At 70.7% G+C, this 14570-nt stretch carries 13 protein-coding genes; 4 read left to right on the top strand and 9 right to left on the bottom strand.

Annotated features, from left to right (window positions below; translation table 11 throughout):
- Nucleotides 1–497 precede the first annotated feature (497 nt).
- The 4 genes from ACFVVL_RS11985 to ACFVVL_RS11970 all read left to right on the top strand — a co-directional run bounded on the left by ACFVVL_RS11985 (nucleotide 498) and on the right by ACFVVL_RS11970 (nucleotide 5031).
- A complete protein-coding gene (locus ACFVVL_RS11985) occupies nucleotides 498–935 on the top strand; it encodes a hypothetical protein (RefSeq protein WP_387673739.1) in 438 nt (145 codons plus the stop codon).
- Nucleotides 932–2602 carry a transporter substrate-binding domain-containing protein gene (locus ACFVVL_RS11980; protein ID WP_387673736.1) on the top strand — a complete coding sequence of 557 codons (1671 nt, stop codon included), beginning with the start codon at nucleotides 932–934 and terminating at the stop codon, nucleotides 2600–2602. The genes ACFVVL_RS11985 and ACFVVL_RS11980 overlap by 4 nt, the downstream gene beginning before the upstream one ends.
- A gap of 253 nt (nucleotides 2603–2855) precedes the next feature.
- On the top strand, nucleotides 2856–3293 hold the full coding sequence (locus ACFVVL_RS11975; protein WP_387673733.1) for a hypothetical protein: 438 nt from the start codon (nucleotides 2856–2858) through the stop codon (nucleotides 3291–3293).
- A gap of 415 nt (nucleotides 3294–3708) precedes the next feature.
- Complete coding sequence (locus ACFVVL_RS11970) at nucleotides 3709–5031, top strand: glycoside hydrolase family 18 protein (RefSeq protein ID WP_387673730.1); 1323 nt, start codon at nucleotides 3709–3711, stop codon at nucleotides 5029–5031.
- Between the two features lie 632 nt (nucleotides 5032–5663).
- Here the strand turns inward: ACFVVL_RS11970 and ACFVVL_RS11965 are convergent.
- The 9 genes from ACFVVL_RS11965 to ACFVVL_RS11925 all read right to left on the bottom strand — a co-directional run bounded on the left by ACFVVL_RS11965 (nucleotide 5664) and on the right by ACFVVL_RS11925 (nucleotide 14367).
- Nucleotides 5664–6572, bottom strand: coding sequence for an MBL fold metallo-hydrolase (locus tag ACFVVL_RS11965; RefSeq protein ID WP_387673727.1), 909 nt, complete (start codon nucleotides 6570–6572; stop codon nucleotides 5664–5666).
- A gap of 11 nt (nucleotides 6573–6583) precedes the next feature.
- Nucleotides 6584–6895, bottom strand: a complete 312-nt coding sequence (locus ACFVVL_RS11960; RefSeq protein ID WP_380292362.1) for an alpha/beta fold hydrolase — start codon at nucleotides 6893–6895, stop codon at nucleotides 6584–6586.
- 184 nt (nucleotides 6896–7079) lie between these two features.
- A complete protein-coding gene (locus ACFVVL_RS11955; protein WP_387673724.1) occupies nucleotides 7080–8063 on the bottom strand; it encodes a GNAT family N-acetyltransferase in 984 nt (327 codons plus the stop codon).
- 150 nt (nucleotides 8064–8213) lie between these two features.
- Nucleotides 8214–8438 (bottom strand): NUDIX domain-containing protein, encoded by a 225-nt coding sequence (locus ACFVVL_RS11950; RefSeq protein ID WP_387673721.1) that lies wholly within the window; start codon nucleotides 8436–8438, stop codon nucleotides 8214–8216.
- Between the two features lie 56 nt (nucleotides 8439–8494).
- Nucleotides 8495–9898, bottom strand: coding sequence for an MATE family efflux transporter (locus ACFVVL_RS11945; RefSeq protein WP_387673719.1), 1404 nt, complete (start codon nucleotides 9896–9898; stop codon nucleotides 8495–8497).
- 8 nt (nucleotides 9899–9906) lie between these two features.
- Nucleotides 9907–10938: a cysteine synthase family protein gene (locus ACFVVL_RS11940; RefSeq protein ID WP_387673716.1), complete on the bottom strand. Its 1032-nt coding sequence runs from the start codon at nucleotides 10936–10938 to the stop codon at nucleotides 9907–9909.
- Between the two features lie 79 nt (nucleotides 10939–11017).
- On the bottom strand, nucleotides 11018–12352 hold the full coding sequence (locus ACFVVL_RS11935) for a Y4yA family PLP-dependent enzyme (protein WP_387673713.1): 1335 nt from the start codon (nucleotides 12350–12352) through the stop codon (nucleotides 11018–11020).
- The gene (locus tag ACFVVL_RS11930; RefSeq protein ID WP_387673710.1) at nucleotides 12343–13332 is read right to left on the bottom strand and encodes an ornithine cyclodeaminase family protein; all 990 of its coding nucleotides are present in this window, start codon (nucleotides 13330–13332) and stop codon (nucleotides 12343–12345) included. Before ACFVVL_RS11930 ends, ACFVVL_RS11935 begins: the two co-directional genes overlap by 10 nt.
- 45 nt (nucleotides 13333–13377) lie before the next feature.
- Entirely contained in the window at nucleotides 13378–14367 is a 990-nt protein-coding gene (locus tag ACFVVL_RS11925; protein WP_387673707.1) for a TauD/TfdA family dioxygenase, read from the bottom strand.
- Nucleotides 14368–14570 lie beyond the last annotated feature (203 nt).

Genomic DNA, 14570 nt, shown 5'->3' with positions numbered 1-14570 from the left:
GTGTCGGACGGGTACGACTGCGGGTGGACCAGCCACCCCGATCCCGACAGGCCGCGCGCACCCTGCGGAGCGTGGACGAAGCCGCGGACTGGCCGATCTCCCACCCCAGACGCAGTCGCACCTTCAACCTCCACCGCGCCCCGAGAGAGTAGGCCGTCGGCCAGGGAGCATTGGCCGGAGTCCACGGCGGGAGCCCGGCCAGGCTAGGCCGCCCCCTGAGGATCATCTGATTGTTGGTTGGTGTGTCGTTGACCGATGCGCCGTGGGCGCGGACAGAGTCGTTGTTGCCGGACCGGACGCCGAGGAGGGGCGGGCGATGGCGTGATCACCGGCGGGTACTTCGATGCGGGCGTCGACGTACCGTACGGCGGCGCCGTGGATGGCAGTGCCACCGGAGTTCGGGTCGCGGAAGGGCGTCCAGAACCGGTTGTGGACATGGGCGGCGGACGGGACCTGGGAGGTGGAGTATCTTGGGGCCGGCGCGACTCCTGCGTGCCATGACGACTCGGTCAAGTGCCATCAATTTTAGGGGGGTTGCGGTGCCAGGAATGCCCGCTGGAGCGGAACTGAGAGTGGCTTTCGAGGGTTTGGGGGAGTCGGGAGCCGAGCCGCACGTGATCGCGCTGCGCGACTGGCTGGCTTCTGAGGATGATCTGCGCGGCCGGGTGCGGCTCCAGCGACAGCCTCCCCTCCCTGGCCACATGGGTTCCGCCATGGAACTGCTGACGGTGACCCTCGGCTCCGGCGGCATCCTGGCCGTGCTCATCCAATCGGTGTGCTCCTGGCTCACCTCTCGCGGCACCGACATCAAAATCACGATCAGTGCTGAGGACGGGCGTCGGATCGAGGTGGACGTTCGGCGCGCAGCCGACCCGCAGGCACTCCTGCGGGAGATCGCGGAACAGTTTCCGGCGCCAGGGTCACAGTCTCGGTGACTGGCCCACGTTTCCCGGAGCGTGCGACGAGCCGGGCGGTACTCATCGGGGCTGGTACGTTCCGCGACCCCGAGTTGCCTGACATCCCCGCCGTGCAGGCAAACCTGGACGCGCTGCGGCGAACCCTCACCGACCCGGTTCATGGTGCGCTCGCGCCCGAACACTGCTTGGTGGTGGCCGACCCGAAGGACCAGGCCACCGTCGGCACCGCGCTGTCCCAAGCGGTTCGGGAGGCCGAGGACCTGCTGCTCGTCTACTACTGCGGACACGGCCTGCTCGACGAAGCCGGGATGCTCCACTTCGCCCTTACCGGAACCGACAACCAGAACGTCAGCTGGTCCGCGATCCATCTCGACCTTGTGAAACGGATGGTCGGCGGAGCTCGCGCCAAGGCCCGGGTGCTCGTGCTGGATTGCTGCTTTGCCGGCAAGGCGATCTCCGCCATGGCCGGACCAAGTGGACTTACCTTGGGGCAGCTGAACCTGACTGGTACCTACACCCTGACTTCCACCACGGCCACCGCCCCCTCCCACGCGCCGCCCGACGCCGCCCACACGTCGTTCACCGGGTCGATGCTCCAAGCCCTGACAGTTCCCGGCCCACTCACCCTGGACGAGGTACACCACCACATCGACCAAGAGCTGGCCGGGCTCGGGCTCCCCCGCCCGCAGCGGCGCTCCGTCGGCGCCGTAGGAAGACTCTCCCTCGTCCGAGGGCCGGCCAGAGAGCCGGAGGCGCCATCCACGCCTGACGCGCAGACCTCGACTGGCGCGGACAATAGCTCAACAGCAACTCCAGCCTCCATCCGCCGAAAATGGGCATGGAGAACCGTCCCGGCCGTAGCAGTGCTGTCCGCCATGGCGGTATTGGGGAATCAACTGTGGGGCGGCCCGCATGCCAGTCCAAGCCTTTTCAGTGGCGACAGTGTGCGGGTCGGGCTGGAGACCAACACAGACAAATCCCTCTTCCCAATCCCCGCGTGGGGAAGATTCTCGGCCTTCGCCATGGAGACGGTAAAGGGGGTGCTGGAAGAGGCGAACATCAAATCGAGACCGACCCGCGTCGAGGTCCCGATGCTAGATCGACTTTCATCTGTGGAGCGCCATGAGGTCGACCTGAATGCCGCTCTCACCATCACGTCGGAGCGCATGGAACATGTCGAATTCGTGGGGCCTGTCGCTTCCGATGTGCTGGGCATATTGGTCCGAGGTGAGGACATGGCGCAGATCCGGACGATAGCCGACCTCAAAGGCAAGACGGTCTGCATGCCGGCGGGTTCAACGGCGAAAGAAACCATTGCGAGCGTAACATCTGAACCAATCCGCATGCTGGAGGAGTCGGACTTCCCTTCCTGTATCGAAGCCCTGAAGGGTGGGCGCGCCGATGCGACTACCGGAGGCATTTTGCCGCTCTCCGCATTTACGCTGGAGAACGTTGAACTCGCGGTTGTCCCGGGTCTCGAGATCGGTAGTCGCAGCCAATACGGAATCGCCCTGCCTAAGGGGTACGGCAAGGATTGCACACGCCTTCGTGACGCCCTGGTGAAGTACGTTGAGAGTGGTAAGTGGAAAGAAGAGTTCCGTTTCTGGCTATCCCACTCATCCCAGCCGGCGGAAAGGCTCCAGCCCGACACGGCCGAAATTGCCAGGTTGTCCTGCCGCGGTTGAGAACGGTCGCCCATGCTCCCCTCCTTCGAGGAGGAAGAGCACGCCTGGAGTGATTCGATGCTACCGGCGATGGTTCAGGCCGGTCCGATCCGGCACCCGTGCGGTGTTGCCGAACGGGCGCGCCCGAACGTTTGAAGCTCAGCCGAGTGGACGCGCGACTGTGGACTCGGCCGGCACGCCGTAGAGGGTGAATTGTGCGGGGGGCTTCACGGACGCCGTGTCTGCCGGATCCATGCCGGTAATCGTCAGAGGCATGAAGAAGCCCCTTCCGGCCGCCCTGGTCGCCATGGCTGTTGTTCTGGCTCTGCCGTCCCCGGCCGCGGCCTTTCCGACCTCCCCCGCCGACACGCCGGCGCTGGCGTGCAGCAGAGGCACGGTCGACCTGGCGCACCCGCCGGTCGACGTACCGGTCGACCAGCTCTACGAGGTTGCCAGGAGGCTGGGGATGACCGAGACGCCTGACCATGCCGGATACGGATGTGACCAGGCCATTCGGGTCTACCCGGACGGTCCCGTCCACGACTACCCCGGGTACGGCCCGGTCGTGCTCCGCAGCAACGAGAAGTCCCCGTCCCAGGTGTACTGCACCAACTCGGTCAGCGCCGTCGGCCTTCTCGACCCCGTCACGCCGGTGCGTGTCGTGATCGGAGCAGGGTGCGTCGTGGAGACCAACCCGTTCGTCATCGATTGACCGCACATACCACCAGACGTACCGCGCTGTTCGAGGGCTCGGACGCCGGCGTCACAGCTGCCGGCGTCCGAGCCCTTCCCGGTTCTCGGTCGCAGGCTCCGGCCGGCGAGCGCCGCTCCCGCGCCGGTCCGTCCCGCAGGCCTCACCGGCGGCCAGTGGTTGCCCGCCCGGCCGGCCGGTAGGGCTCGGCGGCTGCCACTGTGTCAGCAGACCGCTGCCACCTGGCCGGTGAGAATCGCGTCACGCGTTCTCCACCGCGTGCTGCGCCGCCTGATCAGCTGATGACCCACCAGTTCCCGGGAGGACTGGGCCACTTCACGCGATCGGACCCTCTTGTGCGCGCCCCCGGCATGGACTAGATCTCTACTCGCGATTGGTACAGACCATCTGACCCCACTCGGACAAGGCCACCAGCATGTTCAGACGCACCTCCGCGTTCCTGGCGACGGCTCTGCTCGCCTCGCTCGTCGCGGGCCCCGCGACCGCTCACGCCGATGACGACGACAGCCGCCGGCTGCCCGGCCACCGGGTGGCCTACTTCACCGCGTGGAGTGCCTACAGCGGCTTCTCCGCCAAGAAGGTCCAGGATTCGGGCCAGGCGGCGAAGCTGACCGTGATCAACTACGCCTTCGGCAACATCTCCCCCGAGGGCACCTGCTTCGAGGAGAACCTGGCCGACCAGGCCGACGCCTGGGCCGACTACCAGCGCCCGATCGCCGCGGCCGACTCGGTGGACGGCGTCGCCGACACCGAGGACCAGCCGCTGAAGGGCAGCTTCAACCAGCTGCGGAAGCTGAAGGCCAAGAACCCCCACCTGAAGGCCGTCATCTCGATCGGCGGCTGGGGCTGGTCCAAGTACTTCTCGGACGTGGCCGCCACCGACGCCGCCCGCAAGAAGTTCGTGGCCTCCTGCGTCGACCTCTACATCAAGGGCAACCTGCCGCAGCTGGGCTCGCCGGAGGGCGGCCCGGGCAGCGGTGCGGGCGTCTTCGACGGCATCGACCTCGACTGGGAGCACCCGGGCGGCGACGGTCTGCCGGACAACTCGGTGCGCCCCGAGGACGGCCGCAACTTCACCCTGCTGCTGGCCGAGTTCCGGCGGCAGCTGGACGCGCTGGGCAACGGCGGGCGCGGGCGCCACCTGCTGACGGCCGCCGTCGCCGCCAACACCGACATCGCGGACCGGCTGGAGCTGAAGAAGGTCGCCCGCCACGTGGACTACCTGAACCTGATGACCTACACCATGCACGGCTCCTGGGAGCCGCAGGGCCCGACCAACCACCAGGCCAACCTCTACACCGACCCGGCCGACCCCTCCGGCCCCGGCAGCAGCTACAGCGCGGACCGGGTGGTGCAGCACTATCTGGCCGGCGGCCTGCCGGCCCGCAAGGCGGTGCTCGGGGTGCCGTCCTGGGGCTACGGCTGGACGGGAGTGCCCGCCGGTGCGAAGTACGGCCTCTACCAGCCCGCCACCGGCATGTCCCCGCGCGGCGGCGGCCAGCTGCCCTACAAGGCCATCAAGGACCTTCCGGGCGCCGCGTACACCGACCGCCAGTACGGCGCGGCCTGGAAGTACGACGGCACCGAGTTCTGGACGTACGACAACCCGGCCACCGCCGCCCAGAAGGCCCGCTACGCCCGGCTGAACGGTCTCGGCGGCGTGATGGTCTGGTCCCTGGACGGGGACGACGCCCAGGGCTCGCTGATCGCCGCACTGGACCGCGGTCTGCGGCGCTGACCTGCGGTGATGACCCGGCGGCGGGCGGGGCGACCCGGCCGCCGCCAGGCGCGGCGGCCGAAATACGCAGGCTCCCCACCGCCCGCGCGGGCACTGTCCCCGCCGCCCGCAACGCTGTCCGGCCGCGGTGGCCGGCTGCAGGCCGAACCCGGCCCCCAGGACGGCCGGGGGCAGGTCCTGGGCGAGAGCGATCAGCGCGGTGGTACGGCCCCGGCCGGACGGGGACGTGCTGGGCGGGAACGCGGCCGCCGAGTGTGGCGGCGGAGATGCGCTGTCCGGGGCGGGCACCGGGGAAGGGCCGACGGCGCGGGGCGTTCGCGGTTCAGCCGGCATTCGACGCAACTCCGCATACTCGACAGCGCAGCCGTCACCGTGCAGCACAAAAATGCGATCGCCGCCGGGCACAACGCCGCACCGTGGCAGCCTGCCCCCGCACGGCGGTCGGCCCCCGGCCCACGGACGCTGCCCCTCCCCGCCATGACCGGCGCCCGGCGCCTGGAGCAGGACCCCCCAACCATGCACCTCCGCCTCAGCGCGGACGAGACCGACGCCATCACCGCCTTCCCCTCTCCGAGGAGCGCCGGACGGGGGAGCGGTCGCCGGCCCCGGCGCCCCGGCCCCGCCCGGTGCGCCTATTGCCGCCAGGCCGCGATGAGGTTCTGGACGGGGTCGCCGCCCTCGCGGGCGAGGTAGAGGGCGCGGGCGCCGACCCACAGGACGGTGGGGCCGAGGTGGTCGGGGTACTGGCGGAGCATCGCGTGGAAGTACGCGGTCGGGGTGTCGTGGGCGGCGAGGGTGGCCTCGGCGGTGTCGAGGTAGCGGCGGGTCTCGGCGATGAGGCGCTGGGCGTCGTCGTCGAGGTGTTTGTTCTGGTGGCTCGCGACGATGTGGCGCGGTCGTAGTGCGGCGACGGTGTCGATGGCCTTGCGCCAGGGGGCGAGGTCGTCGTCGGGGGATTCGGCGAGGTACATGTGCACGCCGTTGTAGAGGACATCTCCGGCCACCACGAGGTCGAGGTCCGGTACGTGGAGCACGGCGCTGTCGGCGCTGTCCGCGTGGCCCACCTCGACGAGGTGGAGGGCGTGTCCTTCGAGGGTGAGGCGGTTGCCGGGCGCCGTGACGGCGGTGACGGGGGAGGGCGGGATCCGGTCCGGCCAGATCGCGTCCCAGAGCACCTCGCGGGCGTGGACGTTGGTGTGCATCCGGGGGATGGCGCCGGCGGTGGTGACCACCTGGGCGCCGAAGTGTTCGGCGAGCAGGCCGGCGGTGAACCAGTGGTCGCCGTGTCCGTGGGTGGCGACGATGTGGGTGAGGCGTTTCCCGCTCGCCTCGACCCAGTCGCCGACGTCCCGGGCCTGCTCGCGGGTCAGCGGCGGGTCGACGAGCACGGCGTCGTGCCGGCCGTGGACGAGGGTGACCGCGAGGGGCTGGAAGGCACGGGGCCGTCCGTCGGGCAGCGGCCCGGGCCCGTGCATCGGCAGCGGGTCCGCGACGTACACGTCGTAGCCGAGGCCGATGGCGGCGGTGGTGGAGGAGGACATGGCTTCTCCTGTCAGCGGGGGCGATGGGGCGGGTGGTTCACGTGCGGGGCCACGAAGGAGCCCAGGGAGAAGCCGAGGAGGTCGACCCGGGTCAGCTCCAGGGCGTCGAGGAAGGCGAGGGCGTCCACGGCCATCTGCGCGACGGTGCCCGGCGTAGTGCCGCTGGTACCGCCGACACCGGCGTTGTCGAAGGCGATGACGCGCCGGCCCCGGGCCAGGGCGTCGACCAGCGCCGGGTCCCAGTTGTCGAGGTTGCCCCGGAAATGCATCAGCAGGACGAGCGGCACCCCGCCCTCGCTGAACCGGCGGACGTCGGACGGCAACGGTCCGACGCGTCGGCGGCACCACCTCAGTTGTCGACTGTCGGTGCCCAGCTGGGCTGCGAGGTGCCGCGTACGCCAAGAAGCCGGTCGGCGAAGACACGCTCAACGCCGCACGCCGTGTCGAAGATGACGTGGAGCCATTGTCGAATGCTGTGAATGACCGGACAATCCGACGGCCGGGCGATCAAGCAAGCGGCTTGCGGTAACGGACGTACTCGTTCCGCCGCCGGAACCCGACACTCTCGTAGAGGTCGTAGGACCGGTGCGGGTTTTCCGTGCCCGTGAACAGCCGGGCGGTCGTTGCGCCCTGCTCGCGAAGGCTCCGCAGCCCGTCCAGCAGGAGGACCCGGCCGATTCCGAGGCGTCGCCGGTCCGTCCGGACACTCAGCTCCTCCACCTCGCCCACGGTGCGGTCGTGACGGCGGATCGAGCAGAGGGCGACGCCGACCAGGTCCTGCCCCGTCCAGGCGGCCCTCCAGCATGCCGGGTCGGCGGTGTCGACGAAGTCCTGGAAAGGCCATCTCCGAGTGAAGCCTGTGTCCGCGTACGAATCGACGACCGTCCTCCAGGCTGCACGGTAGTGGCTCGTGCCGATCGGCCCCGTTCGTATCCCGGCCGGCAGTTCGCTGCCCGGGTCGGGCACCTGCTGCAGGTCGCCCAGCTCCAGCTCGACCAGGCTGAAGACACGTCGGTAGCCGGCTGCGCGCAGCAGCGCCGTGGCGTCCTGCTCGGAGGCCATGGCGTTCGCGCCGATCACTGCCGTCCGCGCCGTTCCGTGCTGGCGGACGAGCCGGCGGATCCGCTCTTCGGCCCAGCGCAGCATGGCTGAGCCGATGCCCTGGCCGCGGTGTGCGGGCAAGAGATAGCCGCGGTGCAGGTACAGCCACGTATCGTCGCGCTCCTGCCACCACCGGATCGTCGAGTAGCCGACGACGCGCCCGTCGAGCACCACCAGGATCTGGTTCTCGGACGGCTCCTCCACCTTGGCGGAAGCTTCGGCGATCTCGGCCGCGGTCGGGAGCCCTTCCACAACCGAACGGACATCGATCCGGTCCCGTTCCACACATCCCAGCCGCACCGCAGCCATGGCGCCGTGGTCTTCGTCGCCACGATACGGCCGGAACCCGAAGCCGACCGGAAGGCCCTGTCCTGCCATGCCGTCCAACATGACCGGATGCTCTCGAACTTCGAGGCAGGCCCGCCACCCTACTCACGCCGCGGTCGTCTGCGGCCGTTCAATGAGCCTGCCGCGTTCGAAGCGGGCCCCGGCGCGGGACGAGGCAACGAGACGGTGCATTCACGGCCCGCCAGCCGGGGGTCATTTTGGCGGACTCGACGAGCTTGAAGACCATCGCCAGGGCGGTGACGGGAGTCCAGGCTGAAGCTCTGGATGGCATCGGTGCCGCTGGTCGGTCGGATGGTGCGGTTCGGTGGTGCGGTGCATCGGCTGCCTCTCTTGTCCGGTTTCCTCCCGGGCTTCCCGCAGCGCGGCGGCCTCCGGGACCTCGCCCGGCCGGATGCTGCCGGCCGGGACCTGGCACATGTCGCGCGTGAGACCCTCCTCCGGTCCGGCTCCACTGAGTCTGGACCAGCCGCGATTCAGCCGGTGATGGCCGGCTCGTGGACGCCGGCTGCCTTGGCGGTGAGGGCGAGGCCGTAGCGGCGCAGCAGGAGGACGGCGGTGGTGGCAAGGCCGATGAGCAGGCCGAGCCACAGGCCGCGGGTCTCGCCGCCGAGTGGGTAGGCGAGGAGCCAGGCGGCGGGCAGGCCGACGAGCCAGTAGCCGATGAGGGTGATGCGGAAGCCGCTCTTGGTGTCGTCGAGGCCGCGCAGCAGGCCGACGCCGATGTTCTGCGCGCAGTCGAAGAACTGGAGGACGGCGACGACGGCGAGGAGGCTGGTGGCGATGTGCAGGCCTTGCTGGTCGGCGGCCGTGCCGGCGTCGAAGTAGGGCCGCAGGACGAGGTCGGGGACGGCGAGATAGGCGATGCCGACCAGGGTGGTGACGACGGCGCCGCACGCGAGGGCGGTGTTCTTGATCCGTCGGGCGGCCGCGTACTCGCCGAGGGCGAGTTCGCGGCTGACGTTGATGGAGGCGGCGTGGGAGAGGCCGACGGCGACCTGGAAGACGATGTAGATGAGCTGGTTGACGGCGGTGTGGGCGGCGAGGGCGGCGGCGCCGAAGCTGCCGGCGAGCAGGGCGGTGACGGAGAAGAAGCCGGCTTCGGAGCCGTAGGTGGCGGCGATCGGGGTGCCGAGGCCGAGCAGGCGCCGCACGGTGGGCGGGTCGGCACGCCAGAAGTCCAGGCTGAGCAGTGGTGCCAGCCGGGGGTCGCGGCGGGCGGAGGCGTAGAGGGCGAGGAAGGAGAGCAGGTAGACGCTGCTGGTGGCCACTCCGATGCCGGTGAGGCCGAGCTCGGGCAGGCCCCAGGTGCCGTGGATGAAGGCCCAGTTGAGGGCGGCGTTGATCGCCACGGAGGCGATGGTTATGCGCAGCAGGGCCTGGGGGCGGCGCATGCCGACGGTGAACTGGCGGATCGCCTGGAACCAGAGGCAGGGCACCAGGCCGGGCGCCAGGGCGGCGAGCATGCCCTGCGCGCGGTGGGCGACGTCGGCGTCCTGGCCGAGGAGGGTGGCGGCCTGCCCGATGAGGACCATGAGGGCGGCGCCCGCGAGGCCGGCGAGGGTGGCGACGGCCATGGCCGCCCTCACCAGGCCGCGTACCTCGTCGCCGTCTCCGGCCTCACCGGACTTCTCGGTGCGGGCGGCGGCGGCCGCGACCTGGTTGCCGACGGAGGTGACGAGGCCGACGCCCATGGTGCGCAGCTGGTTGAAGATGACCAGGGCGAGGCCGCCGGCGGCGAGGGCCTCGGTGCCGAGGGCGCCCATCATGATGGTGTCGGTGGTGGTGAGGGCGACCTGGGCGAGCTGGGTGAGGGCGAGCGGGACGGCGAGGGCGGCGAGGGCGCGGCCGTCGCGGGCGAGGGTGGTCAACTGCTGCATGGTGAGGCTCAGTTCCTGCGGAGTTTGGTGAGGACCTCGTCGATCCCGGCTTCGACCTCGGGGACGAGGAGGCCACGGGCGGTCATCCAGTCGTCGTTGAAGACGGTGTCCATGTACTTCTCACCGCCGTCGTTGATGAAGGCGACCATAACGGTGTCGGGGGCGAGCCGGGGCAGCCGGTCCAGCGCCTCGTGCACGACGCCGCCGGCGGAGCCGCCGATGAGCAGGCCGGTGCGGCGGGCGACGACGCGGGCGGTGGCGAAGGCCTCGACGTCACCGACCTTGACGCCTTCGTCGATGAGGTCGTAGTCGACGAGCAGTCCGATGGTGGCGCCTTCGGGGGTGCCGGTGCCGGACTGGTAGTAGTCGTGGGCGGGAGGGCCGAAGGCGATGGAACCCTTGGGTTCGACGCCGACGACGGCGACGTCCGGGACGCTCTTCTTCAGCTCCCGGGCGGTGCCGCACAGTCCGCCGCCGGTGCCGACGGCGCCGATGAGCACGTCGACGCGGTTGTCGAGGGCCTGGGCGATCTCGCGGCCGACGGCGTAGTAGCCGACGGCGTTGCTGGGGTTGTTGTGCTGCTCGGTGAAGAAGGTGTTGTCCTTGCCGCGGGCCATGTCCTCGGCGAGTTCCTCGCGGGCGGCGGTGTGGAGTTCCTCGCCGTCGGTGTCGGCGTCGACGTAGACCAGTTCGGTGCCCATGGCCTTCATGCCGCGCAGTTTGTCGGCGGCGGCGTGGTTGTCGACGACGGCGGTGAAGCGGTAGCCGCGTTCGGCGGCGACGACGGCCAGGCCGAGGCCGGTGTTGCCGGAGGTGGACTCGATGATGTGGCCGCCCTCGCGCAGTTCGCCGCGCTGTTCGGCGTCGAGGACCATCTGACGGGCCATACGGATCTTCGCGCTGCCGGTGGGGTTGAACATCTCCAGCTTCAGCAGCAGGCGGGCGCCGTTGTCGGCCCGGGCGAGTTCGAACAGCGGGGTGTAGCCGATGAGGTCGGAGATCCGGCTGACCACCGGGGGACGGGTCAGGGCGTCGGTCATGGCGTGTGGCTCCGTGGGGCAGTGCGGACGGGGCAGGCGTGGCGGTCGGGCGTGGCGGGCGGGCGGGTCAACCGGCGGGTCAGCGGTCGAGACGCCAGCGGGGCCGGCCGTTCGCGTAGGGGTGGTCGATGACGACCTTCGGCGGCAGCGGCAGCTCGTGGAAGGGGGATTCGTTGGAGTCCATCTGGTAGCCGGCGGTGTTGGGGTAGACGAGGAGGTCGCCGAACCGGGGGCGGGTGGGGAAGCGGATCCTCCGCCAGGTCAGCAGGTCGGAGTCCAGACAGCTGGCGCCGCCCACGCACGCTTCGTACGGGCCGACCTCGCGGTCCCCTTGGGGCAGCAGGGCAGGTTCGGGCAGGTACTCGCTGTTGAACCACTGCTCGGACAGGCTCAGGCTGGTGCCGTCGACGGTGACGATGCCGTACCCGGTGCGGTCCTTGACGCCCTGGACGTGGAAGACCGAGGATCCGGCCCGGTCGAGCAGGGCGCGGCCGGGCTCCAGCAGCAGCATCACCCCGGCCTGGCGCAGGCGCTCGGCCAAGCTCGCCCCTGATCCGCCCGGGTGGGTGGCGAGGATCGCGCGCAGCGCGTCGGCGCCCGCGACGGGGGAGTGGTAGGGGTAGAAGTCGCCTGCGGTGAAGGCCTTGCGGCCGTGGTAGTGCTCCGGGTCGTTCTCGGCGAGGAAGGTGTCCCAGGCGTCGGCCGGGACGTAGTCGACGGGGAAGCCGCCGCCGATGCTGATCCGGTCCGCCCGCAGGCCCAGCGCCCGGGCCTTGAGGCAGCGGTCGACGAGCTCGCCGGCGAGGTCGGCGCGTTCCTGGATCTCGTAGCCGGAGAGGTGGAAGCTGAATCCCTCCATCCGGACGGCGTCGCCGGCGTCGGCGCACCGCTGTAGTGCCTCGTGCAGTTGGGCGTCGTCGAGGCCGAAGCGGCTGCGGCGCTGGGAGGGTGGGTGGCGGCGCAGGAGCACCCGCGCGGGCCGGTGGCCCGCGAGGGCGAGGAGCCGTTCCAGTTCGTCGGGGGCGTCGACGGCGATCAGCGCGCCCTGCCGGACGGCTACGTCCAGCAGCTGCCCGGACTTGGCGGGGCCGGTGATGACGAGGTCCTCGCCGCGCACCCCGTACCCCAGTGCCTCGCGCAGTTCGCCGAGGGAGGCGACGTCGACTCCGGCGCCCGCGGCGGCGCAGCGGTCGATGAACACCGCGGCCTTGTTGGCTTTCTTGGCGTAGTAGACGCGGCCTTCGACGCCGGCCTCGGTGAGGGCGGCGCGGAAGTCGGCCAGGTTGGCGTCGAAGCGTTCGGGCAGCAGGTAGTGGAAGGGGCCGCCGAGGCCGTGGGCGAGTTCGTGGAGCAGGCCGCTGGTGTGGAGGCGGTCGGCGAGCGGGTCGGGGTGTGCGGGCAGGGTCAGCGCCACAGGGCCACCTCGGTGCCGAGATCCTGGTCGGTGGCGAGCTGGGCGAAGCGGTGGCCGAGGGCGATGTCGGTGACGACGAGTCCGCTGTTGTAGGCGAAGATCCGCTGCTCGGGGGCGGTACGGGCCTTGGAGACGCCGGAGATGACGACGGGCAGCTCCAGGTCGACGGCGGGGAGGTTGCCGTCGGTGTCCGCCATGTCGGTGCCGGTGACGTGCATCTGGGCCTCGCTGGTCGCGATCACCCGGTCCGCGCGGTGGAGGGTGGAGGGCGCGAGGCCGTGGCCGACGAGTATCGACACCGTGCCCGGCCTCAGCCAGTCGGCCTCGACGGCGGCCGGGGTGTGGGCGCCGGCGGTGGCGACGATGACGTCGGCGTCGCGGGCCGCGGCCTTGAGGTCGGTGACCAGCTCGATCGCGCGGTCGGGGAAGTGGCGGGCGAGTTCGGCGCGGACGGCGGCGATGCCGTCGGGGTGGGTGCCGGACAGCAGCAGCCGTTCCAGCTTCGGCAGGGTGGTGAGCAGGAACGGCAACGCGAGGCGCCCCTGGGTGCCGGTGCCGATGACCAGCGCGGTCGAGGAGCCGGGGGCGGCGCACTCGCGGGCCAGCAGCGCGGAGACGGCCGGGGTGCGCAGCGAGCCGATGCGGGAGCAGTCCATCATCGCCACGGGCAGGCCGGTGACGTCGTCGTAGATGGTCAGCGTCGTGTAGTAGTGCTGGTTGTCGCGGCTCTCGTGCAGGCCATGCTTGTACGAGGTCTTGATCGCGACGACGTTGCGCACGCCGTCACGGCCGAGCATGGCGTAGGAGACGGAGTGGCCGTCGGCGGGTTTGACGGTGAGCTTGCGGGGGTTGTCGGACTCGCCGGCGGCCAGGGTGCGGTAGGCCTGTTCGACGGTGTCGACGACATCGGCGAGGGCGATGTCCAGGCCGGCGAGGTCGCTGGTGGACAGCACGCGCAAGGTGGTGTCGTCCCGGTTCATGACGGTGCCCTTTCGAGGTGGTGAGGCGGCGTCGGTGGGGGTGGTTCAGGCGGCCCAGGCGGTGAGGGCGGCCTGGCCGTAGCCGTGTTCGTCGTGCTCGGCGAGCGGGCGGGTGGGGCGGCCCTCGACGCGGACCGAGGCGCGCTTGAGCCAGCGGTCGGTGCCGTCGTAGCGGGCCTGGAAGGGGACGCGGCCGTGGACGACGAGGTCGTTGTCGACGACCAGGACGTCTCCGGGCTCAAGGCTCACCGCGACCGATACCCGGGCCAGCTCCTGGCCCAGACGTTCGTACGCCTGGCGCCACGCCGGGTCGGCCTTCTCCAGCGGGGTGTAGGCGGGGTCGTAGCGCATGGTCAGGCCTTCGGGCGAGTCGAAGAGCGTGGGCACCGGCGCGGGCCGGCCGCCGAACTTCCGGGCCTGCTCGTAGGCGTCGTCGGGAAGGATCGGTGCGACGGGCCGCCGCAGTTGCTCCAGGTCGGCCTGCGCGAGCTCGGTCAGGCGCACGCTGGCGGTGGTGGTGGCGATGCTGTCGTGGTTGCGCATGCAGCACAGCAGCAGCAGGTGCGCGCGCCCGGGGTGGAAGGCGTCCTCGGTGTGCGGGGTGAGCAGCACCGCGCTGGAGGCGCCGGTCTGCTCGCTCTCGTGGCCGGGCGAGGGAACGATGTTGTGCACGAAGCGGCCGTCCTGCTGGCCGTCCCAGGCGATCGGGGTGCCCATCAGGGCGGAGACGAGCAGCAGGGCGACGTCCCACACCGCACCGGCGTCGGCGACGGTCGACCAGTGGCCCGGGGTCGGGCCGAGCCCCGTGTCGTCGATGACCAGGCCGCGCAGGACGAACAGGCCGTCGGCGGTGTCGACCGGGCGCAGCTGACGGCGCAGCGGCTCGCTGAACCGGGCACACGCGAGGGGCAGGTCGGCCAGCAGGGCCGGGCTGGTCGCCGAGCCGTGGAAGGCCAGCAGTTCGGCGGCGGTGGTGGTGAGTTCCTCAGCGGCGGCGGTGTCGAGGCGGCGTACCGGGGCAGGGCAGGTGGGCACGGTGGGGCCTTCCGGGGACGGGAGAGGAAGTGCGGGGTGCGGGCAGGTGGCATCACCGCGCCGGTGCGGGACGGCGGCGGGAGCTTCGCGGGGGCGTGGTCCGGGACGGCTCGAACGGCCCGGAGGCAGGAACGTAACAACGACTTCGAAGTAAGGCAAGCCTTACTCGGCTGGATGTCTACATTTACGTAGTCTCAGTTTCG

Origin of the sequence: Kitasatospora sp. NPDC058115 (genome assembly GCF_042884635.1) — a bacterium.
In the GTDB taxonomy this organism is placed as follows: domain Bacteria; phylum Actinomycetota; class Actinomycetes; order Streptomycetales; family Streptomycetaceae; genus Kitasatospora.
This window is presented reverse-complemented; position numbering and strand designations above follow the sequence as displayed.